This is a genomic window from Acinetobacter sp. WCHA55, assembly GCF_002165305.2.
Taxonomy (GTDB): domain Bacteria; phylum Pseudomonadota; class Gammaproteobacteria; order Pseudomonadales; family Moraxellaceae; genus Acinetobacter.
Genome location: NZ_CP032286.1, coordinates 1,159,358 through 1,185,652 on the forward strand (window position 1 = coordinate 1,159,358; position 26,295 = coordinate 1,185,652).

Consider the following 26,295-nt stretch of genomic DNA (forward strand, 5'->3'; position numbering starts at 1 on the left):
AAAAGGATTAAAGATGATGACAATTTTAAAAGAAATGAATGAGTTGGATTGGGTTGATGTCTGTGCGCTAGATGATGTAACGCCAAATACAGGCGTAGGTGCACTTATTGAGCATCAGCAAATTGCCATTTTTCGTGTCGGTACTGAAAAGCGGGTGTATGCCTTGAGCAATCAAGACCCATTCAGCCAAGCTTTTGTGATGTCGCGCGGCATTATTGGTGATTTACAAGGTGAGCGTGTGGTGGCATCGCCCATTTATAAACAGCATTTTAGCTTGGCGACAGGCCGCTGTTTGGAAGATAAAGATCAAAAACTATTGGTTTTTCCAAGCAAAATTGAAAATGGTCGAGTGTGGATTAGTCCCACACCACAAAAAACCTATATCACCAACACAGGCGTATCTCAGGAAAAAATGAAGTTGGTGCTGGTTGGTAATGGTTTAGCGGGGATGCGTTGTTTGGAAGATTTGCTCGACATGGCGCCAGACCGTTATGACGTGACGGTGATTGGTGAAGAACCTTGGGGCAACTACAACCGTATTATGTTATCGCCTGTATTATCAGGAGATAAAACCATTGATGACATCATGTTGCATCCACATGCATGGTATAGCGACAAAGGGATTCGTTTTATTGCGGGTGATCCTGCGGTACGTATTGACCGTCCTCGTAAGCAGGTCTATACCGAAAAAGGTGAAGTGGTTGATTATGATCGTTTAATTTTAGCGACAGGTTCGAAACCGTTCATTCCTCCAATTGCTGGAGCGGATTTGAAAGGTGTCATTAGTTTCCGAGATATCTACGACATCAACACTATGTTGGATTACAGCAAGACCAAGAAAAACGCCGTGGTAATCGGTGGTGGTTTGTTGGGGCTTGAAGCTGCATATGGCCTCAAACAACGCGGGATGAATGTTACAGTTTTACATCTGATGGATCGCATTATGGAGCGTCAATTAGACAGTAAAGCCAGCCAAATGCTACGTCATAGTATTGAACAAAAGGGTATCTCCATTATAACTGAGGCCAATACTGAAGCATTGGTGGGTGTAGATGGTCATGTCACTCAAATTTGCTTGAAAGACGGTACAGTTTTAGATGCGGATCTTGTGGTTTTTGCAGTTGGTATTCGTCCGAACATGGCACTTGCACAAAGTGCAGGACTGCGCTGTAACCGCGGTGTGCTGGTGAATGACACCATGCAGACTTTTGACCCAAGTATTTACGCCGTGGGGGAGTGTATTGAACATCGTAGCCAGACTTTTGGCTTGGTTGAGCCACTTTGGGGGCAGGCGTTCATTTGTGCCTCACATTTGGCGGAGCATGGCAGCCTCACCTTTAAAGCACCAACTGTTCCAACACAGTTAAAGGTAAGTGGCTGTGATGTGTTCTCAGCGGGTAATTTTGAACCGAAGGATGACTTTGAAGACATTATTTTAAATGATGAAAAACGTCAGATTTATAAACGCATTATTATTCAAAAGGATAAGGTTGTTGGTGCGGTATTGTTTGGTGATACCGAAGATGGTGTCTGGTATGCAGAACTTATTTCGGATCAAACGCCAATTTCGTCAATTCGAAATAAATTGTTATTTGGTAAAGATTTTGCTTTAAAAAAAGCAGGGTAAAACCTCCTCTTAACAGGAAGGGATAGATTTTCTAATAGTTAATCTGATACGCGGAAACGTCATTCACAACTTGTTTGAGGCAGGGTTACTTATGAAAATTAATGTTTCTGCGAATACGTTGGGATGAAGGTGGTATGGGACGAGTTTTGTGAATGATAGTGGTTTTTCCTTATGCCATACATGGCTCATCCCGAAAGCCTTGCGAGCTAATACCTCTCAGGTCGAACCGAAGGTTAATTCTAAATCTAAACACAACAGAAAAGACGCCGTTGTGAGTGATTCAAAATAAATGAAAGGCAAATAGGAGCGAAGCAGAAATGAATAGTATCCCTGTAATGGAACTGCATAGCTCCACAGAAAAAATGATGACAACCACGCAAACCACCTGCCCCTACTGTGGGGTGGGGTGTGGGGTAACAGCAACTGTTGAAGAAACGGCTTTAGGCCAAAAAGTCTCTGTAGTGGGTGATGCTCAACATCCATCTAATTATGGAAAGTTGTGCATTAAAGGCAGTAATTTAGCCGATACCATAGGTTTAGAAACTCGTGTTTTACATCCCATGTTGGGGCGTAAACCGCAACGTGAGATAAGTTCATGGAATACTACAACAGATTTAATCGCCAATAAATTTCAACATTATATTGATCAATATGGGCCTGAAAGTATTGCTTTTTATGTCTCAGGCCAACTGCTGACTGAAGATTATTATGTGGTCAATAAATTTGTTAAAGGTTACTTGGGTACGGCCAATATAGACACCAATTCACGGTTGTGTATGTCTTCAGCCGTTGCTGCGCATAAACGCGCTTTTGGGGAAGACTTAGTTCCAGCCAGTTATAGCGATTTTGAACATACCGATATGGTGGTTTTGGTCGGTTCCAATACAGCTTGGTGTCATCCTGTGCTGTATCAACGCATCATGAAAGCCAAAGAGGAGCGAGACCTTTTTGTCGTCGTGATTGACCCGCGTTTTACTGCCACCTGTGAGGCGGCTGATTTACACTTGCCGATTTTACCGGGTCAAGATGTCGCGCTGTTCAATGGTCTATTACAGTATTTAGCAACCAATCATTATACCGATACCGATTTTATTGCAAAGTATACACAAGGGCTAGAGCAAGCGCTGGCAAGTAGTGCTTCTGAAGCATCCATAGCGAGTGTGAGCGAACGAACGGGGATTTCTGTTGAAAAATTAGCCCTCTTTTTTGAAAAATTTGCACAAACAGAAAAAGTGATGAGCTTATTTTCAATGGGGGTGAACCAGTCTTCACGTGGGGTAGACAAAGCCAATAGCATTACCAACTGTCATTTGTTGACTGGCAAAATTGGGAAATTGGGTGCTGCACCTTTTTCGATGACGGGTCAACCGAATGCAATGGGTGGGCGCGAAGTGGGTGGTCTTGCTAATATGTTGGCTGCCCATATGGATTTGGATAATCCCAAGCATCAACAATTGGTACAGCAGTTTTGGCACAGTCCAACCATTGCAAAGCAAGTGGGTTTAAAAGCCGTCGACCTTTTTGAAGCGGTCGAAGCTGGAAAAATTAAAGCCATTTGGATTATGGCGACTAATCCTGTGGTGAGTTTACCCAATGCTGATCAGGTGAAACGTGCACTAGAGAAATGTGAGTTTGTGGTGGTATCAGACATTTGTCTAGATACAGATACCACGCAATATGCCGATGTGTTACTGCCTGCGTTGGGTTGGGGGGAAAAAGATGGCACAGTCACTAATTCTGAACGCCGGATTTCCAGACAGCGTGCCTTTTTAGAACGTCCAGCCCAAGCACAAGCGGATTGGTGGTCAGTTTCAGAAGTTGCGAAAAAATTAGGGTTTCAGGGTTTTGACTTTGAAAGTAGTCATGACATTTTCAAAGAACATGCACAACTTTCAGCTTATCAAAATGCAGAAATCGATTTACGTTCATCGACGGAAACATTCCGCTATTTCAATTTGGCAGGTTTGACGGATCTCTCATTTGATGACTACCAAAAACTTGAACCGACGCAGTGGCCTGTGCTCGCACCTTTGAAAAGTGGGCAAACCAAACCAAACACTTTTGCCCAATTATTTAAAGATGGTCAGTTTAGTCACCAAGATGGTAAAGCCAAGTTTATTGCAACAACAGCAGTTGGTGCGGTGAATCCAATTAGCAGCGAGTATCCATTGGTGCTGAATACAGGACGTATCCGCGATCAATGGCATACTATGACGCGTACAGGTTTATCCGCTAATTTAAGTACCCATAAAGCAGAGCCTTATTGCGAGATTCATCCAAATGATGCCCTGAAATATGGTTTAAAAGATGGCGAACTGGTGGAGATCAAATCAGCTTGGGGAAATTGCGTGCTGCGGGCTACAATCAGTGACAATATCCGCCGTGGACAGATTTTTGCACCGATTCACTGGAGTGATCAATTCGCATCTGACGCACGGATTGGCAAAGTGGTGAATCCTGTTGTAGATACTATTTCAGGAGAACCTGAGTTCAAACATACCCCTGTGATGATGCATCCATTTTATACGCAATGGCAGGGCGTATTCTATGTCAGAACGGGCTTTGAACATTTGGTGCAACAAAGCATTGAACAAAGCGTTTGGTGGACAAAAATCAAAACAGCCAAAGCGATTCGTTATGAGTTGGCTGATCGTCGACGTTTTACGGAAACGACTGAACAACTCAAAGCTTTGTTGCCTTTTGATGATGAAAGTTTTGAATGGCTCAATTTAGAAGATCAAACGGCCCATATCAGTCATAGCGTGGTATTACAAGATGGACACCTCATTGCGAGTCTATATATTGCGCCTAAAATGTTATTGCCCGATCGGGACTGGGTGGCAAGCCTGTTTAAGCGCGAGCGCTTAAGTGCCATGCATCGGAAGGCTTTATTGGCAGGACAAGCAATATCGATCACCAATAGCGATGGCCCACTGGTCTGTAGTTGCTTTAAAGTTGGAAAAAATCGTATTATCAATGCGATTAAAGAAAAAAATATCACCCATGAGAAACAAGTGACTGCATGCTTAAAGGCTGGAGGCAATTGCGGTTCTTGCTTACCTGAAATTCGAGGTCTGATCAAAGCTTGTCAAACGGAGGTGGTAGAATGAAAAGAAAAATATTCAAACCCGTGAGCTACCCAGAAACTGAAGTTGTCATTTTGGCGGGCGGTCAGGCGCGCCGTATGAATGGCATGAATAAACTTTTGCAAAAATTTGATGATGAAATTCAGCTCATCAAAATCCATCAGCAGCTAAAATCACGTGCAACCAAGGTATGGGTCAACAGCCATCGGGACCATTCTATTTATGAGCGGTTGATTCCGTCAATTGGCTTTTTTGAAGATGAGGCAACAGGCTTTCAAGGACCTTTGATGGGAATGAAAAGTGCATGGGCGCATGTGCAGTCAGACTATGTGCTGTTCGTACCCTGTGATGTGACTTTTATTCCTAAAAAAGTGTTTTCACGGTTACATCAGACGATGCAACAAGACCCTAACTGTGGTGTTGTTATTGTTGAAATCAATGGCCGTGCGTTATATCCATTTTGTTTGTTAAAACGTAGCAGTCTACCGACATTGATTCAGCACCTTGAGCAAAATCAGCGCAGCTTAAGGCAGTGTTTTGCAGATTTGCACTCACAAGTGGCACGATTTAAAAATCATGCACTGTTTTTTCACAGTATTAATTCGTTGGATGAGTTACAACAGCATCGGCAACTCAATTTTTTATAAATATCTCAGATACGGAGAATGGGAGCGTGTGTTGAGAGCAAAAGATGTTGCTATAAACTGATTTGACTGTTTAAATAAAAATCTATAAAAGAACAAAATAAGTATCTATATTGATTTTTAATTTTTTATAAAAACAAAAATTGAGATAACTTTAGGGGGGATTGTTATTTTATTTAGATTATGAACGAATGTAGCAGTGATCACTCAATGCGCATTGAACTGAAAATATTCAAAAAATGTATAAAGTGCACAAAGTTGGAACAGTTATTGCATTTTATACTTCAGAAAATAGGGCGTGAAATATGAACTGCACCCACACAGCTCGAAGGACGCATAGGCAAGACAGATGAACAGCATGACCAATGTATCCGCAGTTAGAGTATTCCAAGATCAGTTTGGACGTGAAAAGCGCAAACTAAGAATCTCGGTGACGGATCGTTGTAATTTTAAATGTGTCTATTGCATGCCCGAACATCCTGAATGGATGAAAAAACACGACTTGCTCAGTTTTGAAGAACTCTACCATTTTTGTAAATTTATGGTGCAGCATGGCATTAAGCAAATTCGTATCACGGGTGGTGAACCGTTGATGCGTCAAGGTGTGGTGCATTTTATCGAACAGTTACAAAGCCTAAAAAAACAGGGGCTGAAGCGTATTTCTATGACCACCAATGGTCATTATTTAAAACAATATGCCGCTGCTTTAAAGCAAGCAGGGCTGGATGATTTAAATATTAGTCTAGATAGTCTAGATGCCGAACAATTTCAACACCTCACAAAAAAACAACTACATACAGTGCTGGAAGGCATTCAGGCTGCACAAAAGCTTGGTTTTAACATCAAAATCAATACCGTGCTGATGAAAGGTATCAATGATGATCAAATTGTTCCTTTGGTACAGTGGGCAAAACAGCAAAAGGTAGAACTGCGTTTTATTGAGTTTATGCCTTTAGATGGAGATCAAAGTTGGTCACAAGCCGATGTCGTCACTGAGCAGGAGATTTTGTCCCAACTTAGCTCGCAATTTACGGTGCAAGTGCTTGAAGGACAAGGCGCCAATCCAGCACGTAGTTATCGAGTGGATGGTGCGAACATTGGGATTATCTCCACCATTAGCAACTCGTTTTGTGGGGAGTGTGATCGACTCCGGTTGAATGCACAGGGTGAGTTTTATAATTGTCTTTTTGCCAAGCAAGGCTTAAATTTAAAGTCAGACATTCAGCAACTTACTCTGCCCAATCAGTACGAACCCTTTATTTTAGAAAGTAAACTTTCAACTTATGTTTGGCATAAAGAGCAAGGCTTTCATGCTATTCAAAAACAGCAGTTGCATCAACCTGTGCGAAAAATCAGTATGCATATGATTGGAGGTTAGGATGACTCAGGAATTAAACAACATGATTAGGGTAAAGATTGAAGCTTTTGGTGCGATAGAACGCCAGTTGCCACCTAATTTAATGCTGCAATGTGAGCCTGATTCATCAGTGACGATGGTTTTAAAGGATGTCGTTGCTCAATACCCAGCTGTCCACACATTATTGGAGCGCTGTGCCTGTGCAATCGGTGAAGATATTATTCCACGGCAGACCATCTTAAGCCGAGATTGTACTTTGGTGTTGTTGTCCCCTGTAGCAGGAGGTTGAGATGGCGTTGAAACAATTTTCGCGGATTCAAATAGTGGCTTTTACCCAAAATGACTTTGATGGCATCCAACATTTTCCTGAGTGTGGTGGCATTGGCATATTCATTGGTACGGTGCGGAATCATCATCAAGGTAAAGCTGTAAAAGCGTTAAAATATACCGCTTATGCACCTGTGGCTGAAAAAATGATTCGTCAAATTGAACAAGAAATCCAATTAAAATATGGTGTGTCTTATGTGCGGGTGGTGCATCGCATTGGTGCTTTAGATATTGGCGATACTGCCATTATTGCGATAGCTTACGCTGCGCACCGTCGTGAAGCTTTTCAAGCGTGTGAGGAAGCGGTAGAACGGGTAAAACATGAAGTTCCTGTCTGGAAAGAGGAATTTTATGTAGACGGTACCAGTCAGTATGTAGAGGGTTGCTGTATTCGAACAGATCATGAGGCGCCAAAACTTCATAGCCATGAGCATTGCGGGCATGCACATGTTCATCCTTAGCACAGTGCATCATGTAGTACCAATATTTACCAGTAATCCATTTAAGATTTGGATAATGGAAATTTAGAAATAGTTGAGTATAAATGAAAAATGGCGAGATAATTGAAAGAAAAATCTTCTGAAAACTTTATGAAAAATAATGCTTAGGTTAAGATGATCCATTCTTATATTTGAAGTCTTTTGAATCGCTATGCAACCATTTGTTCTATATAACTCAGAGCAACGCAAAAAAGTAGAATTCGTACCTCGTGTTGAGGGGCATATTGATATGTATGTCTGCGGTATGACGGTGTATGACTACTGTCATATTGGACATGCGCGCGTGATGGTTGCATTTGACTATATTATTCGCTTCCTGCGTAGCCAAGGTTGGAGCGTTAAATATGTACGTAACATTACCGACATTGACGACAAAATCATTAAACGCGCTAATGAAAATGGCGAGTCGATTACACAGCTGACAGACCGCTTTATTCAAGCCATGAATGAAGATGCTGAAAATCTAGGCTGCCTACATCCAGATGAAGCACCGCGTGCAACGGATTATATTGATCAAATGCAAAGCATGATTGGTAATTTGGTTGAAAAGGGTACAGCTTATCCATCTGCCAATGGTGATGTGTATTTCCAAGTGGAAAAATTCGCCAAGTATGGTCGTCTTTCAGGTCGAAAACTCGAAGATATGCAAGCGGGTGCATCTGAGCGTGTCGATGTTGAAGTTGAAAAAAAACATCCCTTTGACTTTGTACTTTGGAAACATGCCAAAGAAAATGAACCTGCATGGGCTTCGCCGTGGGGCAAAGGTCGTCCGGGCTGGCATATTGAATGTTCTGCGATGTCGACTTGCTGCCTAGGTAACCATTTTGACATTCATGGTGGTGGTTCGGACTTGATGTTCCCGCACCATGAAAATGAAATTGCACAGTCTGAGGCTTCAACTGGCGAGCAATATGTCAACTACTGGATGCATGTCGGTTTCATCAACGTTGACGGCGAGAAAATGTCGAAGTCATTGGGCAATTTCTTTACCATTCGTGATGTGATGGATAAGTTCCACCCTGAAGTGATTCGCTACTTCATTGTGTCATCACACTATCGTAGCCCTGTGAACTTCTCTGATGTTGCTTTAAAAGAAGCAAAAACAGCACTGTCTCGCTTCTATCATTCATTCAAGGCTTATCAACAAGCCTATGGCGATACACAAATCCATACCTTAGATGAAATATTGCTTGAGCGTTTCAACAGTGCCATGCGTGATGACTTCAATACTGCTGAAGCCATTGCGGTATTGTTTGAAGTGAACAAAGAATTGAACCGTACCGTGAAGGAGCAGCAAGCGGAACAAGCAGCGATTTACTATGCAACTTTGCGTCATTTAACCAATATTCTAGGTTTGGTTCAGCACAATGTTGAAGAGTTCCTGAAGTCTGACATTGGGCAAGAGGCTTTGGCTTTGTCTGAAGAGCAAATTGAAGATTTGATTCAGCAACGTCAAGATGCGAAAAAAGCCAAAGAGTTTGCCAAAGCGGATGAAATTCGTCAGTCCTTGTTAGATCAGGGTGTGGTTTTGGAAGACACGCGTCAAGGGACAATTTGGCGCCGTGTTGATTAATTCAGCAATTGCATTATAGACTGTTGACAGTTTGATGAAACTCTCTATAATGCACATCCATATTGCGGGAATAGCTCAGTTGGTAGAGCACAACCTTGCCAAGGTTGGGGTCGCGAGTTCGAGTCTCGTTTCCCGCTCCAAAATTTAAAAAAACCTCAAGTTTAGCTTGAGGTTTTTTTTATGTCTGTAATTTGAGTGTGTTGAAAATAATTCATTTAAATGTGAAATTATCTCGGCGTTTCAGCCCATAATTTTGACAAAAATATGCTTAAATCATTCATCTTCATTTGTGAAAAAAATTGTGTTCCTTCAACCCAATAGCACTGTTATACCGACCGAAGATCGAGACTATCCTGAATGGCATTTGGGACGAGAACGCTATGCACTTTGGTATATTGAAGTGGATGATCCCATTTTGATCAGCTATTTAACACAGCTTCGTGAGCAGTTCTCAGATTTGCTTTATCAATCAAACCAACGGCAGTTTCATATCACTTTATTTGTTGCAGGTTTTTGGGTAGAGCAGGCAATACATTCAGATGACTTTGTTCGAGCACAACTGACTCAGCAGCTTGAACATCTTAAAAATTTAAAGCTAGAATCTTTTCAGTTAAAGATGGGTGCATTAAATAGTTTTGAAAGTGCTTTATTTTTAAAAGTGGATGACACCGCAGGCGTGTTGGATAAAATTAGAAAAACATTGTTGCATACATCGCAAGAAGTCGCGGCATTAAGTTATTGTCCACATATTACATTAGGTCTATACCGTGAAGCGGTGAGTAGTGATCATGTATTGACACGTATGGCTGAAATTGAAGACATCAACTATAGCTTAAACATCTCAAAGCTCACGTTTGGTTTTTATCAGGCAGATGTTTTACAGGGGCCATTGTTTTCACATACACAAATTAAGTTGGGAAATGCACAATGCAACTGATTTTAGGTGGTGCACGTTCGGGGAAAAGCCGCTTGGCAGAGCAGGTTGCACAACAGCTAGCGCAGCCTGTGGTCTATGTTGCTACAGCACAAGCCTTGGATGGAGAGATGCAAGAGCGTATTCAACACCATCAGCAGCAACGACCCGAAGATTGGGGGCTGTGTGAAGAACCCATTTATCTTGCCGAGCAGTTGCTCAAATTAGACCGCCCAAACCAAACCATTTTGGTCGATTGTCTGACCTTATGGATGAGTAATTTACTGATGCAGACTGACCCAAACTTACAAGTTCAAGAATGCCAGAAGCTGTTAGATGTTGTAGGAAATTTACAGTCTGAGCTAATTTTAGTGAGCAATGAAACAGGCTTAGGTGTGGTTCCAATGGGACAAATCAGCCGTCGCTTTGTCGATGAAACAGGGCGATTGCATCAGCAGTTAGGTCAAATCGCAACAAAAGTGGTGTTCTGCGTGGCAGGATTTCCCATGATTTTAAAAGGAGAATAGGTGTGAATTGGTGGTTAGAAGCATGTCAAAGTCCGAATGAGTCAGTATTGGCTCAAGCCCTAGCACGCCAGTCACAGTTGACCAAACCGACGGGCTCGTTGTCGGAGCTTGAATCGGTTGCTGTAACCTTAGCCAGTTTGCAAAACGCTGTAAAACCTAAGATTGACCGCCCATGGATTACAATTTTTGCAGGTGATCATGGAGTGATGGAGGAAAATATTTCTGCCTATCCACAAGCGGTGACACGTCAAATGTTGCAGAACTTCGCAACAGGTGGGGCGTGTATTAGTGTGATTGCCAAAGAGTATCAAGCCAAATTACAAGTCATCGACTGTGGTTCAGTTGGTGAAGCTTATGAATATGTCGGAGTTGAACGCCATTGTATCCGTGCGGGAACGGCGAACTTTGCTCAAACCCAAGCCATGACTGAGGCTGAATGTAAAGCTGCTTTTGCTTTGGGTCGGAAAAGTGTGGAAGATGCCATCGCTTATGGGGCAGATATCTATGTCGCGGGTGAGATGGGCATTGGAAATACCTGTTCAGCCTCTGCAGTCGCTTGTTTTTTATTGGCTGAACCCGCTGACAAGCTCACGGGTGTTGGAACGGGTATCCGTACTGAACAATTGATACATAAAAAACAGGTGATCGACCAAGCACTTGCACTGCATGTGCAATATGTCGGGAACGATCCACTTAAAGCCTTATGTGCCGTGGGTGGACTTGAAATCGCGGCTATGACAGGCGCGTATATTCGTTGTGCGCAATTGGGTCTGCCGATGGTGGTGGATGGGTTTATCAGTACTGTTTCGGCTTTGCTGGCAGTACGTTTAAATCCACAGGTTCGCGCTTGGATGCTTTTTGGACATCAGTCGGCTGAGTATGGTCATGTGCGTTTGTTGCAAGAACTTAAAGCGGTGCCTTTATTGAAGCTGAACCTACGGTTGGGAGAAGGCAGTGGTGCAGGAGCTGCACTGGGGTTGATCAAACTCGCCTGTCGTTTACATAATGAAATGGCAACATTTGCTGAAGCAGCAGTGATTGGTGAGAAAGTTTAAAGATGTTGTATTTAGATTTTCTGCGCCATGGCGAAACCAGATTAAGTCATACCCTACGGGGTAAAACGGATGATGCTTTGACGGCGAAAGGTTGGGTGCAAATGCAGTCTACCCTCACGCAGGCTGAGCAGGTTAGACCGGCGTGGGATGTCATTTATAGCTCACCGCTACAGCGCTGCCGTTTATTTGCAGAGCAATGGGCCGAGCAAAAACAGCTTCCTTTGTTTATAGAACCGAATTTGCAAGAAATGGATTTTGGAGAATGGGAAGCTCAGCCGACTGAGCGACTTTATCAACTCTTTCCAGATGAGTTGGCTCAATTTTGGCAAACACCGTTAAGCTTTACCCCGCCTCAGGCAGAAAGCCTATTGGTATTTAAAAGCCGCGTTCTAAAGTCTGTAGAGAGGTTGACCCAACAAATGCATGCGCAGGGCTGGACACGTGCATTGATTATTTCCCATGCGGGAGTGATTAAACTCTTAAAATGCCAAGCGCTGAAACAAAATGATAACGATCTTTTAAAAATGTCAGCAGAGTTGGGGCAGTTGAACTGCTTTGTTTTTATTCAAGGGCAGCTTCAGTTTATTCAAAGTGAGGACGTGTAATGACACCTTTTTGGATTGCATTACAGTTTTTAACGACGTTTCCAGTTCGCTTAAGCGCAATGCCAACGCCTCAGCAAAATGCGCAGGCATTGTTGTTTTATCCTGTGGTAGGTTTGCTCATAGGCGGCATTCTGTATGGGATTGCTCTGTTCTTGCAGGCTTTGCCAGTTGTGCTGTTAAGCAGTGTAATTCTGGTGTTGTGGATTTGGCTGACAGGTGGTTTGCATCTGGATGGTTTGGCCGATACTGCCGATGCTTGGGTTGGTGGTTTTGGCGATAAAGCACGCACACTTGAGATCATGAGAGATCCGAGTTGTGGGCCGATAGGTGTACTCAGTCTTGTCATTGTCTGTATATTAAAATGGTCGGCATTGTATGTGTTATTACAAAAACAGCTATATACAGCGTTGATCCTCTTTCCTCTGTTAGGACGTCTCGTGCCGCTATTTTTCTTTTTAAGCACGCGCTATGTGCGTGATAAAGGACTCGGCAGCTTGTTAAGTCAACATTTAGCTCGACCAATCGCAATAGCACTTTTACTGCTGATACCTTTGGTGGCTTTGTATTGGGCATCGGCTGGTGCTGTGGTGATTGCCACTTTTTATCTGGTGCTGTGGTATTTACGGTGTAAATTTATACAGCGCATCGGGGGAGTGACAGGCGATACCATCGGGGCAAGTATTGAAATAATTGAATTAGCCACATTATTGAGTTTTGTGTTTGCTGTATTTTATTTAACTTAAGTTACGGAATCAATAATAGCCTCTCAGCGTGAAAGTTGTGCAGTCACACATTACCGGAAGAAAAAAATAATAAAAGGTAGCAGCTATATGCACTTGAAGCAAAGGTCTTCCATCATCAGCAAAACACATTTGTAGATATGTTGTGAAAATCCAAAGATTTCCGCGCTAGTTGTCTACAGAGATATGATAAAATTGTGAAAATTATTTTTTATGTGCTGACGTTTCATTTCGTCACACGGTTCAGGTAAAACAACGTTGAATTCTGAAAATATGTCAAATCCCATTGATTTCCAAAAGGTTGCTTTAGAAACACTAGAGATAGAGCGTCAGGCACTCTCGGTACTTGCTCAGCAAATCGATGATCGTTTTAGCCGTGCTTGTGAAATTATCCTAAAGTGCAAAGGGCGCTTAGTCATTACGGGTATGGGTAAATCAGGGCATATTGGCCGAAAAATGGCAGCCACATTTGCTTCTACAGGTACACCATCATTCTTTATGCATCCAGGTGAAGCAGGGCATGGTGATTTGGGTATGTTGGTTGCAGGCGATGTATTGATTGCGATTTCAAACTCGGGCAAGAGTGATGAAATTATGATGCTGATGCCTTTGATTAAATATTTAGGTGTGCCTTTAATTACCATCAGTGGTGATGAACGTGGACCAATGCCACAAAATGCTGATGTGGCGCTGACCTTAGGTGATATCCAAGAAGCGTGTCCCTTAGGTCTAGCACCAACATCGAGTACAACAGCGACTTTAGCTTTGGGTGATGCATTGGCTGTTGCATTATTAGATGCCCGCGGGTTTACTTCCGATGACTTTGCGCGCTCGCATCCTGCGGGTGCTTTGGGTAAACGTCTGTTATTACATGTGAAGCATTTAATGCACACTGGGGAAGAGTTGCCGAAAGTGTCTCCAGATACAGCAATGAACAAAGTTCTGTACGAAATCTCTAACAAACGCCTAGGTTTAACCACAATTGTAGATGAAAATGACCGTCTATTAGGGATTTTTACGGATGGTGACTTACGCCGTTTGATTGATAAACAACAAGGTTTTGATGTGAATTTGGCAGTATCTGATGTGATGATTAAGAGCCCGCTTACTATTTCACCTGAAGCACGTGCTGTTGAAGCATTAGAGCGAATGAATGAAAAGAAAATTAACCAATTTGTTGTCGTTGATGAGAGCAATAAAGTCATTGGTGTTTTGAGTATGCATGACCTGATTCAAGCTGGGGTAAATTAAAAAATGGCTTCTTATATTTTGTTAGAACAAGCGCGTTATGTAGAAGCTCTAGTTTTGGATGTTGATGGTATTTTAAGTGATGGTTTTGTGACTTTGACCAACTCGGGAGACGAAATCAAATCTTTCGATATCCGTGATGGTTTAGGCATGAAATTGGTTCAGCAAGCTGGTGTAAAAGTGATTATCATCACGGGGCGTAAAAGTCAGATTGTTGAAAAACGTATGTCTGATTTGGGCGTAGACCTTGTTTATCAAGGCCGTGAAGACAAAGGTGTTGCACTGCGCGAGGCTTGTGCAAAATTTGGTATTTCACCAGAAGACTGTTTATACATGGGTGATGACTGGCCAGACCTCTCTGCATTTGCCATTGCAGGCATGAAAGTAACTGTACCAAATGGTCACTTAGAGGTTCGTCGTCGTGCGGATTTAGTCACTCAAGCGATGGGTGGGCGTGGCGCTGTACGCGAAATCTGCGATATGATTTTACAAGCCAAAGGTGCATACGAAACTTTACTTGAAAAGTACACCGCAGTCCCGCATTAATCTGTATGCATGCATGAGAGTTTAGTTAACATTTATGGATACTAAAGTTTTATATATCACTGCTGTAGCCATTGCGGCTATCAGTAGTGGTTATTACTATTACAGCGGAAAAGGGCATAAGCTCGAGGTCGATGGTGCGCAAAGCATGACCTATTCTGCTGAACAGATCCAACTGACTCAAACAGATGAGCAGGGTAATTTATACGTCCGCGCAAAAGTAGATCGTCTTGAGCAAGACATGCAAAAGAAGACCTCTAAGTTAGAGAACTTAAATGCTGAGATGTATAAAGATGGAAAAGTGGATGCGACTTTCTATGCCAAGCAAGCCAATGGCATCAACGACAACGAAAAAGTCGTGCTGACAAACCATGTGGTTGCAAAGAAAATGTTGGATCAAGGTCAGATGCAGTTTGATACTGCAGAGTTGACAGCGTTTCCACAGACACGTGAATTGGAATCTCAGCATCAAGTGGTTGTTACCACACCACAAGCAGAATTTGTCAGTCAGGGCTTAAAAGCGAATTTAAATACGGGTCAATATGACTTTTTCCATATTCGAGGGAAGTATGAACCATAATCCAAAATTTTCTATTTCGAAAACTTTCCTCAAGCAAACACTTGCACTGAGTTTAGGTGTAGCAGTTTCAACTTTTGCTTTGGCATTGCCAAGTGACCGTAGTAAAGCAATTTCGTTGGTGGCAGATCGAGCAACGTTTAATGAAAAAACGGGTGTTACGACATACACAGGCAATGTCATCATCGAACAGGGCACGATGAAACTACAAGCAGATTCAATTGTTGCCAATTTAAATCAAACCCGTCAAATTAGTACTATTACGGCCAATGGTAAGCCTGCACGTTTCCAGCAGCAAGTTAGTACCAATAAAGGTATTGCTAAAGGTCAGGCGCAAAAGATTATTTATAATGCAGAAACAGGCATTATTACCTTATCGGGCAGTGCACTTCTAGAACAAGATGGTGCTAGTATTCGCGGTAATACATTGCGTTATAGTATGAACAAAGGTGACATCGAGGCGATTGGCACACCAAACAACAGTGGTTCATCGAGTGGTCGTGTTCAAATTGTTATTCCACCTTCAAGTTCTCAATCCTTCCCAGGAGCGCGTGACTAATGGAGCAAACTCTCAATCAGCCACAAACCCTATGTATTAAGCATCTCGCGAAAAACTACAGCAAACGTTGGGTAGTGAAAGATGTATCGTTTAGCATGCAAAGCGGACAAATCGTAGGTTTGCTTGGACCCAATGGTGCAGGGAAAACCACCAGTTTCTATATGGTGGTTGGACTGGTGCGTATGGATAAAGGTGAAATTCATCTTGATGACCTAGACATGTCTGATTTGGCCATGCATGAACGCGCACGTAAAGGTATTGGTTACTTACCTCAAGAAGCCTCAATTTTTAGAAAACTCACCATTTCTGAAAATATTATGTCGATTTTGGAAACGCGTAAAGACCTGAACAAAGAACAACGTAAACAGCGTCTGCATGAATTGCTAGCTGATTTCAAAATTAGTCATATTAAAGATTCATTGGGTATGAGTGTGTCTGGTGGTGAACGTCGTCGTGCTGAAATTGCACGTGCACTGGCAGCCGATCCAAAATTTATGTTACTTGATGAGCCTTTTGCTGGGGTTGACCCAATTTCAGTGGGGGACATTAAAGACATTATTCGCACCTTAAAAGACCGTGGTATTGGCGTTCTCATTACAGACCATAACGTCCGTGAGACTTTGGCGATTTGTGAACGTGCTTATATCGTGAGTGAAGGTGCAGTGATTGCTGAAGGTTCTCCAGATGAAATCTTAGCCAATGAAACCGTTCGTCAAGTCTATCTGGGTGATGACTTCACTGTTTAAGCATTTTCTGCGTCAATGAAAATAATTGGCGCAGATTTCCCTCCCATATGTTTAATCCATCGCTTTGCATTGAATTAATAACAGGACATTCGTTTATATTCAAACTGTGCACTCTACCATTATTTTGAAATCGATTTTTCAGCATGCTACAGAGTATGCATATCTCTATATTTTGTGTGGGCTTAAAGCGAAAAGCCATTTTCATACGATAGCTGATTGAAAATACGTTATAATTTTTTGTTAAATTTAAAAAAAATTACGCTATGCCATTTACCATCTCTAGTTTAGTGAGCTATGAAGAAGACATTAAGAAAAGTCGTTTTCAAGCATTTGCTGTGCCTGTAGAAAATGAACAAGCTGTTAAAGATTTTCTAGAGCAATATAAAGATATCAGCACCACACATCAGTGCTGGGCATGGAAAATTGGCCACAATGTCCGTTTTAATGATGACGGTGAACCCTCAGGTACTGCAGGCCGCCCTATTTTGGCGACCATTGAAGGAAATGAACTGACCAATGTTTTGGTTTTGGTCAATCGTTGGTATGGTGGTGTCAAACTAGGCACAGGCGGGCTGGTACGTGCTTATGGTGGAACAGCAGGACAGTGTTTACTGTTGGCTGAAAAAATAGAGCTCATTGAGAAGAAAAAAGTGCATTTTGCCTGCCAATTTAATGAATGGGCGATTTTCCAGTATGAGCTGAATAGCCAGCAGATTGAGTTTAATGAGCAATATACTGCGGATGGCGTGCTTGTGAAGGCATTATTGCAAGTGCATCAGATTGATGCGCTCAGACTTAAAATACAAGACCTAACCCGTGGGCGTGAAGCGTTAAAAATTGTGGATGACCATCATGACTGATCCCTTATTAAAATATCGTGAGCAGCATAAGCATCGCTTAAACTATATGCCTTGGTTATATTGGTCACTCAAGCCTAAAAACCGTGTGTGGGCTGAAGCATGGCAGCAAGAATACCAAGCTTATTTAATGGAAATGGAAACCGTTGAAATTGGTCAAAACTGTTTTATTTCTCCATTAGCACACATATTTGCAGAGCCTGGTCGTAAAATTGTCATTGGGGACAACACTTTTATTGCTGCCGATTGTACTTTGCATGGGCCTATAGAGATTGGCAGTGAAGTTGCGATTAATCATCATTGTATTTTAGATGGTGGTCGTGTGGGGATTAAGTTACATGACCAAGTGCGTATTGCAGCCTATTGTCACTTATATGCTTTTGATCATGGCATGGCACTCAGTGATCCGATTTATCAACAACCTGTGCGTTCACAAGGGATAGAAATTGGTCGAGATGTTTGGTTGGGGGCACATGTGGGCGTGAAAGATGGAGTGAAAATTGGTGCACATGCTGTGGTGGGTATGAATAGTATGGTGACCAAGGATATCGCCGAGCAATCGATTGTTGCGGGAAATCCTGCACAGTTTATTCGTTTACGTGATTAAGATATCAAAGAATATTGAACATTTATCAATACTTAATTACATAAAAACCTGCCATCAAAAAAAAAGATATGCTAAGTTTAGAACAACAATGAGACCTTATACCAAATGCGGTGTAATGAGAGGCGATAATGAAACGAGTCATTGCATGTATTGATTCTTCCCCTTGTATCAATGCCCTAGCAGAAGCTGCGGCGTGGATTGCAAAACAGACGGGGCGGGAATTGGTGCTTTTACAAGTTTTGGATTATTATCCAGCAAGTTATCACTTAGGTGAAATTAGCGGGGTAATTGGATTTGAAAGCAATGCAATGTTGCTCAAAGAGCTGGCTGAATTAGAGCAAAAGCAAAGTGAACTTGCGCTCAGTTATAGCAATAATTTACTCGATCATATTTCGAAACTCATTCTCGAAATGCATGGCCTACATACGACGCATATTCAAGAGAAGGGTGACTTTCTAGAGCAAAGTTTTAACTTATTGCATGAAGATGACATTGTGGTGATTGGCCGAGTGGGTGAGAAATCGGCTGAACGCAATAAACCATTGGGCAGTAATGTCGAGAACTTTATCCGCGGTGCAAACTGTACCGTCATGACGGTAGGTGATAGCTTTAAGCCACCTACGCGCTTTATCTTTGCCTACGAATATTCACCGACGTGTGTGAAGATGATGAAGCGGATTGCGCAAAGTGATCTACTGCGCCTCTTACAATGCCATTTGGTCTATGTGGGTGACCACCCTGAAATTTTAAGAGAGCCTGAACAGTATTTGAAAGATGCAAATTTGGATGTGATTACAGAATATCGTTATGGTGACGTGGCTGAGAATATTCTGGAATACCAAAAGGAACATGGTATACAGCTGATTGTGCTCGGTGCATTTAGTCACAGTAAAATTCATCAGTTCTTCTTGGGCAGCATTGCAACCACCATTTTTAGGAATGCCAAAGTTCCCTTACTAGTGGCTCGTTAATTTAGAGTGATTTATCTAAACTGGAACTGTTTTATCCATAGTTATCCGCATTAATTGTGGATAACTATATGGACAGTAAATGTAAGTTTATAATTTATATAAGCTTAAATTGATCGATTGTTTTTTAATCTAAGTTTTAACTTATTTTACAATGGCTAAGGCAAATCCATCATGTCCTTTGCTACCGACCGTTTGAAGTGCAGTGCACGACAAAATTTTCGGATGGTTTTGCATCGCTTTAAACATATCTCGAATCCCTTCAATACTAGGTTTATGATTTTCAGGATTGATAATATCGCCTGCACGAATCACGTTATCGAGGAAAATCAAAGTACCTGAATGAGATAAATTCAGGCTTAATTCCAAATACTCTGGGTAGCTTTGTTTATCGGCATCAATAAAAATAAAGTCGAAAGGTTCAATGTCTGCAGGCAGTGATTTAAGGATATCTGCTGCACGTCCACATTTGAGTTCAACGGTTTGTTTGAGCTGAGCTTTGTCGATATTTTCTTGACCCATCGCAGCGTGCGTATCCCGCCCCTCAATCGTTAAAATATAGCCGTCTTCAGGTAAACTGCGCGCTAACCACATGGTGCTATAGGCGGCAAAAGTGCCGAGCTCTAGCACACGCTTACATTGATTCATTTGAATCAACATCTGTAAAAGCATACCTTGGTTGGGTGCAACAGCTAAGTGATCTGGAAAACCATGCTTCTCTGTATTTTCTAAAGTTTGCAGTAGAATGGGATCTTCAGGAATTAAATGTGCATCGATATAGTTATCAATCTCTGTCCACATTTGTTGCATAGCATGTTCACCTTGGTTGCGATGTGGAGCATTTTAAACTTTTATTTTCAGAGTGCAATTTATCCGATCATATTTGTTGAAATTGATGTCCAAAAAAGAGGTCATATTGACCTCTTTTCATTTTTAAAAACTAGTAATTACACATTGAAGAATTGCGACTGAGGTCTGGGCCCCATGTACGATATCCTTGGGTATCAATGTGAATCTGACCAGAGGCATATAAACCTAAGCCCATGTTTAAACTTTGTCCGTGTTGAGTCCAAAATTGGCATAGACGATATTTTGTATTTTCAATATATGCATAATCTTGTGGCTGCGGGTTTTCAGGTCCGATTCGAAAATCGATAGCAGAATTGAATAAGTGGCGGGATGAGTTGGCACCACCTGCACATTGGTTTAAAGGTAGATCACGATAAACTGAAGTAACTTCAAAATCAGTCAGTACTTTGGCTGCAACCAAATATTTAAACACTTTTAGAGTCGCAATTTGGTTTTTCCAAAGCTCACGGTTGGGAATCATATATTGTGAGCGACCACATTTTTGCCAGTCGCGTGCTGTTCTGAGCAGTTCAAAGCTTGGGATGATATTTCCCACATCATTACGTTCAAGAAAAACTTCATACTCACGTACGCGTGCAAGCGTGTCACCGACAGACATCCAAGCATTGTAGGTATAAGGAATAATTTTAGGTGGAGCAGGGCGGTCAAAACTAATTTTCTCTTGTGGGATAAAAATACGTTTTCCATCAGGAGTTGTGATGGTCTGGCCTTTGTGAGATGACGTCGTACAGCCAATCATCACTAAGGGGATTATGCTAACCGCAAATAATCCCTTTAAAAATTTCTTCATTATAGAAATCAAATATTTAAAAAATACGCCTATTATTTTAATCCAAATTTGTGAGGAAAAATTGGAAATATTGCAATCAAATGTGTGTTTTAGGTATAAAAAAAGATCAGCTTATGCTGATCTTTTTCTGGCTTACTTTTCTAAGTATTGTAACTTATCTGCTTTACCATTCCATTCTTCACGGTCAGCAGGTTGGTCACCAATCTGGGTAATGTTCGGCCAAGTTTGTGATAATTCAGCATTCAGTTCGATAAAGACTTCTTGACCTTCTGGCAGTTCATCTTCAGAGAAAATTGCATTTGCAGGACATTCAGGTTCACACAGTGCACAATCAATACACTCATCTGGATTGATCACTAGAAAGTTTGGACCTTCATAGAAACAGTCTACTGGACAAACTTCAACGCAGTCTTGATATTTACATTTAATACAATTTTCAGTGACAACAAAGGTCATGGCGAAGGCTACCTAAAAATATGGTTCTAATAACTAATGTGTATTTTAGGCAAAAACGGCACCAACTAACAATTGCTTTTATTGATATTTGTTATATGCACGGCTGTTAAATTTGATAAAAACTGAACATTCTACTTAAAACTGCTTTTGAGAATAAAAAAGACCGCCATTTTGACGGTCTAAATGGGTGACAAAAATAGAAAACCACTATGAATGTAACTGATCTTTCAATGCATAAAGCTGTTGTAAAGCTTCACGTGGGCTTAAATTATCGACATCAATGCTTTTAAGTAGTTCAAGTGCAGCAGACGGTTTCTCAATTTCGACCACACGTTCAATTGTTTCAATTTTAGGTGCTTCTATTGCAGCAAACAGATCATTTTGAACGACTTTAGGTTTTTGTAGCTGTTGCTTCTCTAAAATTTTCAGACGATTTTGTGCTTCTTTGATCACACTGGCAGGAATACCCGCCAATTTTGCCACTTGTAAGCCGTGACTTTGGCTCGCTGGCCCATGTTGGACTTTATGTAACAAAATCAAGTTGCCATTGAGTTCTTTTGCGGTGACATGGTAGTTATCAATAGCAGTTTCTTTGGCCAGTTCAGTTAGTTCAAAGTAGTGGGTGGCAAATAGACATAAACATTTAATACGTTTGGTTAAGTCGAGTACGCAAGCCCATGCCAAAGATAGACCATCATAGGTACTGGTACCACGACCAACTTCATCCATCAGAACCAGCGACTGATTGGTTGCATGATGTAGGATTTGCGAGGTCTCAGTCATTTCCACCATAAAGGTCGATTTGCCTGTAGATAGGTCATCGGCAGAACCAATACGGGTAAAGATTCGATCAATAGGACCTAATACTGCCGATTGAGCAGGGACATAGGAGCCACAATAGGCCAATAAGCTAATTAGAGCTGTTTGACGCATAAAGGTTGATTTACCCCCCATATTAGGACCAGTAATAATGGCCATACGGTGGTTGAAATCAAGTGTCGTGTCATTCGGTGTAAATGTAGCTTTGTTCAATGCTTCAACCACTGGATGACGTCCCGCAATAATTTTAACCCCAATTTCTGGACTATACTCAGGACGTGACCAATTGCGTAAGCGAGCCTGATGTGCAAAGTTAGCTAAGAGGTCGATCTGCGCAATAGCGCTGCTCATCATTTGTAAATGACCAATATCGGCACGGAGTTCATCTAAAAGCATTTCGAACAGCATTTTTTCGCGGGCTAATGCACGGGACTCACTCGAAAGTACCTTGTCTTCAAAGGTTTTCAGCTCAGGCGTGATATAACGCTCAGCATTTTTCAAGGTTTGACGACGAATGTAGTGATCAGGCGCTTGCTCGGCTTGTGCACGGGTCAGTTCAATGTAGTACCCACTGACACGGTTATAGCCAATTTTTAAGGTCGAAATTCCAGTATTTTGACGTTCTTGAATTTCAAGGTCGATCAAGTACTGTCCTGCATGATCGCGGATTTTACGGAGTTCATCCAGTTCATGATCGAAGCCTTCAGCTATTACATTTCCATCCCGTAAAAGCACAGGTGGATGTTCAACAATGGCGGACATTAAACGTTGATGTAAGCCATGGAAATCACCCAATTCTTCATTCAATTGGGTAATGAGTACAGACTTTTTGCTTTGAATCACGGGTTGAATGGCATGACGTAAATAAGGGATTTGCGCACAGGCTTGGCGCAGTTGCACTAAGTCTCGTGGACGGGCACTGCCTAAAGCCACGCGACTGAGGACACGTTCGATGTCTCCAATTTCTTTTAATATTAAACGGACTGGTGATTCATGGTAGCCATCTACAAGACTTTTAGTCGCGTCTAAACGTGCGTCTAAGAGCTTGGTGTCACGTAATGGTTGCATTAGCGTACGGCTAAGTAAACGTCCACCCATGGCTGTTTGACAGTCATTGATGAGTTGGAACAATGACGTGCCGTGTTCAAACAGAGGTTCAACCAACTCTAAGTTTCTACGTGTCACAGGATCAAGTGCAATGAAATCACTGCTTTGTTCCAGTTGAATAGAGCGAATATGCGGTAAGGCTGTCTTTTGCGTTTCTTTGGCATAATGAATCAGCGATGCTGCTGCCGCTTTGGCAAGTGGCAAATGGTCAATACCGAAACCTGCTAAAGTCGATACAGCAAACTGATCGCATAAAGTTTTTTGTGCGTTGTTTAGGTTAAAGTCGACATTCGGGCGGCGTGTTACTGGGCAGTCGAGCAGCTTTTTAATGTGTTCAATAATGTTGGGGTCGACAATATTTTCATCGACCAAAATTTCACTTGGCATGAGGCGAGACAGTTCAATACCGAGTTGCTCAAGTTGAAACTCTTGTTGCTGAACTTTGAATAAACCTGCACTCAAATCTAACAGCGCAATACCAATTTCGTTTTGTTGTACGCAAAGCGCCACAAGGTTTGAACTTTGATGTGCAGTAAGCAAGGCGTCATCTGTTAATGTACCTGGGGTAATAATTCTAACAACACCACGTTCCACAGGGGCCTTACCTGTAACTTCACCAATCTGCTCGCAGATAACGACAGTTTCGCCCTTTTTCACTAAGCGTGCAAGGTAGCCTTCGGCGGCATGGTAAGGAACACCTGCCATAGGGATGGGTTCACCATTGGCTTTGCCACGATGGGTCAGGGTAATTCCGAGAAGTTTAGCGGCCTTATGTGCATCTTCAAAAAATAGCTCGTAAAAGTCTCCCATACGATAGAACATCAAAGAGTGCGGATGTTGCATTTTGACGCCCATGTACTGTTGCATCATGGGAGTGAGTGTGGACAAATCAGTTATGATTCCCGAATTGCTCATGTAGGTGAAATCCTTAATTCTTTGAAAATACACAATATAAAAATAGACCGAGCGACACCGCTTACCGTGTGTATTTATGCGCTATGAACAGCTATTGTATGAATGGCAATATCTTAGCAAAATTGAAAACGACTAAACAATAAATCATCTATAAAGCGAACAGTTGTTAAACAGCCAAGTGACTATTGCTGTAGGAGTTAGGCATAAAGCAGAAATAAAAAAGCCTAAACATCTGTTTAGGCTTTTTAAGGTTTAAGGCTTATATAAACCGAGTTCAGTCAGGTGTAACCGCAGGATACGCCGTAACTCTAAAACGGCTTCAGGCGTTTCTTGAATAGAGTGTCCACCTTTAATAATCTTCTCAGACAATGCACCTTCAAGATGGGCACTCGTATAAGGCACAACATCGTCTGTAATAATATTGAGGTCATTACTTTTGGTCGCATTCCCCATAATGCTATGGAATTTCATGCCTTTGTATGGAACGACATTTTTAGTTAACCGAGTAAAGTTAGAGTTCTTGCTAAGATCACTTGGTCCATTTTGAATGAGTCCATTATCTACATCTTTAATGAATTCTTGTAGGTCAGGGTCACTGCTTTGTATAACGTCTGTCAGCGCCCCTAAAAATGCACCTGGTAGACGAATGACTTTACGTGCTGCAAGGGTAAACCAACGGTCAGCAAATTCTGTCCCACGATGTGGTGCAGCCAAGAAAATAGCCCGGCCAAAGTTTGGAATGGGTTGAATGTCGAGGCGTGATTTAAACAGAGGGTCATTTTTAAATTGTTTCACACGTCGATTGGGTAGTAGTTTCATTGCAGCAGGAGTTAAGTCAGCATCGCTCACCAAAAGCCGCGCAATAATGCCGCCCATACTATGTCCCACGAGCACGGCATCCTTTTTGGCAGGAGCTTTGCTATCGACCAAATTAAAACTTTGTTGAATGATCGCGTAGATTTGAAAACGACTTTCTAAAATTGGCATATTGGTCGAGTAGAACACTTGCCAAACTTGATAGTGCTCACGTAATACGGGATCGCCCATTACATCATTTGTCAGACGAATCCAGGCCTCTGGACTACTGGCTAGACCGTGAACGAGCACCACCACTTTTTTATTTGGATTATACGGCTCAAGCATGTATAGGTGAGGCATGGTGAGACGTGCATCACGATCAATCAGTGATAAATATGCGGCTTTGCCTAAGTTGTTTTGTGCTAACCATAAGCCATAAGGCGCAGAAAAGTTCGCAGCTAGAGGATAGCTTTTGCCTGCAATTGTTGCAGATTCAAACTTATAAGGATCATAAGCTGAGATTTCAAACTCAGGATTATTTAAGATCTCATCGATACTGGATGCAGAGCGTGGCTGTGCGGTAATGGTTGCCGCTAAATAACGGGCATTGTGAATGTTGGGATTACGACCATTGGTGTACTGATAATGTAGTGGATCGACAATATATTTGGCTTTTTCAGGTGAGGTGTCGTTGTGCTCGGGTGGGAGGACAATCAGAAACTCTGAACCAAAACCATCACGTCGTGTGATAGAGCGCAGACCTGAAAAGTTCATATTGTAAGTTGACATCAGTTGTTCAACTTGACGGTTTTTTAGAAGTGGGTAGTTTTCATAATTAATACGGTAAATACTTTGCCCCACTTTTATTTGATTACCGACTTCAGATGGCCCATGGCGTAGTCCATAACTATGTACAAGTTTAGCGATTGCTTGGTTATAAAAGTCACGGAGTTGGACTTGTCGGTTATCAAAAATACGATCTTGAGGGCCACGTTTGGTGTTAAACATGTAGGCATAACTGTAGCGAATGCTTTTATCTAGCATACCGAGTTGCTGATCTAGGCAGCTTTGGTAGTTTTGTTTTTGTAGCGCTTTTTTTTCTTCAGACTGGGTCTTGGCTAAAATACTCACTTTACAGGCAGATGATTTTTCTAAGGAAATTGCTTTAGCGAGATAGAGTTCGCTGGCAGTAGAGAGGAGCTGTTCATCCTGAATTTGTGGAATTTGTCTGAGTTCACTGACACATTCTTCAGGTTGCTCTGAACAGATTTTGGCTTCTCGACCTGTCATAGACAGTACGTTTAGACTCGCTTCACTGAGTTTATCCCGCGTTAAAATACTTTCACGTTCGTTGGTAATCGTGACGTTCAGTGATTGATTTTTTACACTGACCACTTGGCAACCACTCAAGAGCGAAAATAGGGTGGTTACCATCAAGGTGCTACGGATGTATTTAGGCATAAAAGGCGTCGACTACCGTT

Annotated in this window: 25 protein-coding genes and 1 tRNA gene; 21 read left to right on the forward strand and 5 right to left on the reverse strand. The window is 41.9% G+C overall.

The features are described from left to right. The first annotated feature begins 16 nt into the window (after positions 1-16). From nirD to CDG62_RS08510, 21 genes are all read left to right on the forward strand, one after another. A complete protein-coding gene (nirD, locus tag CDG62_RS08410; RefSeq protein ID WP_087526588.1) occupies positions 17-1,627 on the forward strand; it encodes a nitrite reductase small subunit NirD in 1,611 nt (536 codons plus the stop codon). Positions 1,628-1,944: 317 nt separating this feature from the next. After that, positions 1,945-4,737 carry a nitrate reductase gene (locus CDG62_RS08415; RefSeq protein ID WP_087526491.1) on the forward strand — a complete coding sequence of 931 codons (2,793 nt, stop codon included), beginning with the start codon at positions 1,945-1,947 and terminating at the stop codon, positions 4,735-4,737. Then, complete coding sequence (gene mobA, locus CDG62_RS08420; protein WP_087526490.1) at positions 4,734-5,360, forward strand: molybdenum cofactor guanylyltransferase; 627 nt, start codon at positions 4,734-4,736, stop codon at positions 5,358-5,360. The genes CDG62_RS08415 and mobA overlap by 4 nt, the downstream gene beginning before the upstream one ends. 346 nt (positions 5,361-5,706) lie before the next feature. Beyond that, positions 5,707-6,735 carry a GTP 3',8-cyclase MoaA gene (moaA, locus tag CDG62_RS08425; protein ID WP_087526489.1) on the forward strand — a complete coding sequence of 343 codons (1,029 nt, stop codon included), beginning with the start codon at positions 5,707-5,709 and terminating at the stop codon, positions 6,733-6,735. Between the two features lies 1 nt (position 6,736). Next, on the forward strand, positions 6,737-7,003 hold the full coding sequence (locus CDG62_RS08430; RefSeq protein ID WP_087526488.1) for a MoaD/ThiS family protein: 267 nt from the start codon (positions 6,737-6,739) through the stop codon (positions 7,001-7,003). A 1-nt stretch (position 7,004) separates the two neighbouring features. Then, entirely contained in the window at positions 7,005-7,502 is a 498-nt protein-coding gene (locus CDG62_RS08435; protein WP_087526487.1) for a molybdenum cofactor biosynthesis protein MoaE, read from the forward strand. A 190-nt stretch (positions 7,503-7,692) separates the two neighbouring features. Then, positions 7,693-9,114 carry a cysteine--tRNA ligase gene (gene cysS, locus CDG62_RS08440; protein WP_087526486.1) on the forward strand — a complete coding sequence of 474 codons (1,422 nt, stop codon included), beginning with the start codon at positions 7,693-7,695 and terminating at the stop codon, positions 9,112-9,114. A 64-nt stretch (positions 9,115-9,178) separates the two neighbouring features. Then, a tRNA-Gly gene (locus tag CDG62_RS08445) sits at positions 9,179-9,254 on the forward strand. Between the two features lie 149 nt (positions 9,255-9,403). Then, complete coding sequence (locus CDG62_RS08450) at positions 9,404-10,051, forward strand: 2'-5' RNA ligase family protein (RefSeq protein ID WP_087526485.1); 648 nt, start codon at positions 9,404-9,406, stop codon at positions 10,049-10,051. After that, entirely contained in the window at positions 10,042-10,554 is a 513-nt protein-coding gene (gene cobU, locus CDG62_RS08455) for a bifunctional adenosylcobinamide kinase/adenosylcobinamide-phosphate guanylyltransferase (RefSeq protein ID WP_087526484.1), read from the forward strand. The genes CDG62_RS08450 and cobU overlap by 10 nt, the downstream gene beginning before the upstream one ends. A 2-nt stretch (positions 10,555-10,556) precedes the next feature. After that, positions 10,557-11,609: a nicotinate-nucleotide--dimethylbenzimidazole phosphoribosyltransferase gene (cobT, locus tag CDG62_RS08460; RefSeq protein WP_087526483.1), complete on the forward strand. Its 1,053-nt coding sequence runs from the start codon at positions 10,557-10,559 to the stop codon at positions 11,607-11,609. Between the two features lie 2 nt (positions 11,610-11,611). Next, the gene (locus CDG62_RS08465; protein WP_087526482.1) at positions 11,612-12,214 is read left to right on the forward strand and encodes a histidine phosphatase family protein; all 603 of its coding nucleotides are present in this window, start codon (positions 11,612-11,614) and stop codon (positions 12,212-12,214) included. Further along, positions 12,214-12,957: an adenosylcobinamide-GDP ribazoletransferase gene (locus CDG62_RS08470; RefSeq protein WP_087526481.1), complete on the forward strand. Its 744-nt coding sequence runs from the start codon at positions 12,214-12,216 to the stop codon at positions 12,955-12,957. Before CDG62_RS08465 ends, CDG62_RS08470 begins: the two co-directional genes overlap by 1 nt. A gap of 270 nt (positions 12,958-13,227) precedes the next feature. After that, a complete protein-coding gene (locus tag CDG62_RS08475) occupies positions 13,228-14,205 on the forward strand; it encodes a KpsF/GutQ family sugar-phosphate isomerase (protein ID WP_087526480.1) in 978 nt (325 codons plus the stop codon). 3 nt (positions 14,206-14,208) lie between these two features. Next, positions 14,209-14,748, forward strand: coding sequence for a KdsC family phosphatase (locus CDG62_RS08480; RefSeq protein WP_087526479.1), 540 nt, complete (start codon positions 14,209-14,211; stop codon positions 14,746-14,748). Positions 14,749-14,782: 34 nt separating this feature from the next. Continuing rightward, a complete protein-coding gene (gene lptC, locus CDG62_RS08485) occupies positions 14,783-15,325 on the forward strand; it encodes an LPS export ABC transporter periplasmic protein LptC (RefSeq protein ID WP_087526478.1) in 543 nt (180 codons plus the stop codon). Further along, a complete protein-coding gene (gene lptA / locus CDG62_RS08490) occupies positions 15,315-15,881 on the forward strand; it encodes a lipopolysaccharide transport periplasmic protein LptA (RefSeq protein WP_010327067.1) in 567 nt (188 codons plus the stop codon). Before lptC ends, lptA begins: the two co-directional genes overlap by 11 nt. Next, complete coding sequence (gene lptB, locus CDG62_RS08495) at positions 15,881-16,627, forward strand: LPS export ABC transporter ATP-binding protein (protein ID WP_004696348.1); 747 nt, start codon at positions 15,881-15,883, stop codon at positions 16,625-16,627. Before lptA ends, lptB begins: the two co-directional genes overlap by 1 nt. A gap of 263 nt (positions 16,628-16,890) precedes the next feature. Further along, the gene (locus CDG62_RS08500; protein WP_087526477.1) at positions 16,891-17,487 is read left to right on the forward strand and encodes an IMPACT family protein; all 597 of its coding nucleotides are present in this window, start codon (positions 16,891-16,893) and stop codon (positions 17,485-17,487) included. Further along, positions 17,480-18,091 carry an acyltransferase gene (locus CDG62_RS08505; RefSeq protein WP_087526476.1) on the forward strand — a complete coding sequence of 204 codons (612 nt, stop codon included), beginning with the start codon at positions 17,480-17,482 and terminating at the stop codon, positions 18,089-18,091. Before CDG62_RS08500 ends, CDG62_RS08505 begins: the two co-directional genes overlap by 8 nt. Before the next feature lie 128 nt (positions 18,092-18,219). After that, positions 18,220-19,062, forward strand: coding sequence for a universal stress protein (locus CDG62_RS08510; protein WP_087526475.1), 843 nt, complete (start codon positions 18,220-18,222; stop codon positions 19,060-19,062). 141 nt (positions 19,063-19,203) lie between these two features. On the opposite strand, the gene CDG62_RS08515 is transcribed toward CDG62_RS08510, so the two are convergent. The 5 genes from CDG62_RS08515 to CDG62_RS08535 all read right to left on the reverse strand — a co-directional run bounded on the left by CDG62_RS08515 (position 19,204) and on the right by CDG62_RS08535 (position 26,275). Next, entirely contained in the window at positions 19,204-19,869 is a 666-nt protein-coding gene (locus CDG62_RS08515) for an O-methyltransferase (protein ID WP_087526474.1), read from the reverse strand. Between the two features lie 130 nt (positions 19,870-19,999). Next, the gene (locus CDG62_RS08520) at positions 20,000-20,719 is read right to left on the reverse strand and encodes a D-Ala-D-Ala carboxypeptidase family metallohydrolase (RefSeq protein WP_087526473.1); all 720 of its coding nucleotides are present in this window, start codon (positions 20,717-20,719) and stop codon (positions 20,000-20,002) included. A 132-nt stretch (positions 20,720-20,851) separates the two neighbouring features. Further along, positions 20,852-21,175 (reverse strand): ferredoxin FdxA, encoded by a 324-nt coding sequence (fdxA, locus tag CDG62_RS08525; RefSeq protein WP_004696359.1) that lies wholly within the window; start codon positions 21,173-21,175, stop codon positions 20,852-20,854. 207 nt (positions 21,176-21,382) lie between these two features. After that, positions 21,383-24,016: a DNA mismatch repair protein MutS gene (gene mutS / locus CDG62_RS08530; RefSeq protein ID WP_087526472.1), complete on the reverse strand. Its 2,634-nt coding sequence runs from the start codon at positions 24,014-24,016 to the stop codon at positions 21,383-21,385. Positions 24,017-24,268: 252 nt separating this feature from the next. Further along, the gene (locus CDG62_RS08535) at positions 24,269-26,275 is read right to left on the reverse strand and encodes an esterase/lipase family protein (RefSeq protein ID WP_087526471.1); all 2,007 of its coding nucleotides are present in this window, start codon (positions 26,273-26,275) and stop codon (positions 24,269-24,271) included. Positions 26,276-26,295 lie beyond the last annotated feature (20 nt).

Bases quoted from the DNA above. Each gene is read 5' to 3' on its own strand.
- CDG62_RS08500 (WP_087526477.1), top strand. From the start codon at position 16,891: ATGCCATTTACCATCTCTAGTTTAGTGAGCTATGAAGAAGACATTAAG.
- fdxA (WP_004696359.1), bottom strand. From the start codon at position 21,175: ATGACCTTTGTTGTCACTGAAAATTGTATTAAATGTAAATATCAAGAC.
- mobA (WP_087526490.1), top strand. From the start codon at position 4,734: ATGAAAAGAAAAATATTCAAACCCGTGAGCTACCCAGAAACTGAAGTT.
- CDG62_RS08430 (WP_087526488.1), top strand. From the start codon at position 6,737: ATGACTCAGGAATTAAACAACATGATTAGGGTAAAGATTGAAGCTTTT.
- lptB (WP_004696348.1), top strand. From the start codon at position 15,881: ATGGAGCAAACTCTCAATCAGCCACAAACCCTATGTATTAAGCATCTC.
- CDG62_RS08470 (WP_087526481.1), top strand. From the start codon at position 12,214: ATGACACCTTTTTGGATTGCATTACAGTTTTTAACGACGTTTCCAGTT.
- CDG62_RS08475 (WP_087526480.1), top strand. From the start codon at position 13,228: ATGTCAAATCCCATTGATTTCCAAAAGGTTGCTTTAGAAACACTAGAG.
- CDG62_RS08435 (WP_087526487.1), top strand. From the start codon at position 7,005: ATGGCGTTGAAACAATTTTCGCGGATTCAAATAGTGGCTTTTACCCAA.
- cysS (WP_087526486.1), top strand. From the start codon at position 7,693: ATGCAACCATTTGTTCTATATAACTCAGAGCAACGCAAAAAAGTAGAA.
- mutS (WP_087526472.1), bottom strand. From the start codon at position 24,016: ATGAGCAATTCGGGAATCATAACTGATTTGTCCACACTCACTCCCATG.
- CDG62_RS08415 (WP_087526491.1), top strand. From the start codon at position 1,945: ATGAATAGTATCCCTGTAATGGAACTGCATAGCTCCACAGAAAAAATG.
- CDG62_RS08515 (WP_087526474.1), bottom strand. From the start codon at position 19,869: ATGCAACAAATGTGGACAGAGATTGATAACTATATCGATGCACATTTA.
- CDG62_RS08535 (WP_087526471.1), bottom strand. From the start codon at position 26,275: ATGCCTAAATACATCCGTAGCACCTTGATGGTAACCACCCTATTTTCG.
- CDG62_RS08480 (WP_087526479.1), top strand. From the start codon at position 14,209: ATGGCTTCTTATATTTTGTTAGAACAAGCGCGTTATGTAGAAGCTCTA.
- nirD (WP_087526588.1), top strand. From the start codon at position 17: ATGACAATTTTAAAAGAAATGAATGAGTTGGATTGGGTTGATGTCTGT.
- CDG62_RS08465 (WP_087526482.1), top strand. From the start codon at position 11,612: ATGTTGTATTTAGATTTTCTGCGCCATGGCGAAACCAGATTAAGTCAT.
- moaA (WP_087526489.1), top strand. From the start codon at position 5,707: ATGAACAGCATGACCAATGTATCCGCAGTTAGAGTATTCCAAGATCAG.
- cobU (WP_087526484.1), top strand. From the start codon at position 10,042: ATGCAACTGATTTTAGGTGGTGCACGTTCGGGGAAAAGCCGCTTGGCA.
- CDG62_RS08505 (WP_087526476.1), top strand. From the start codon at position 17,480: ATGACTGATCCCTTATTAAAATATCGTGAGCAGCATAAGCATCGCTTA.
- CDG62_RS08520 (WP_087526473.1), bottom strand. From the start codon at position 20,719: ATGAAGAAATTTTTAAAGGGATTATTTGCGGTTAGCATAATCCCCTTA.
- lptC (WP_087526478.1), top strand. From the start codon at position 14,783: ATGGATACTAAAGTTTTATATATCACTGCTGTAGCCATTGCGGCTATC.
- CDG62_RS08510 (WP_087526475.1), top strand. From the start codon at position 18,220: ATGAAACGAGTCATTGCATGTATTGATTCTTCCCCTTGTATCAATGCC.
- lptA (WP_010327067.1), top strand. From the start codon at position 15,315: ATGAACCATAATCCAAAATTTTCTATTTCGAAAACTTTCCTCAAGCAA.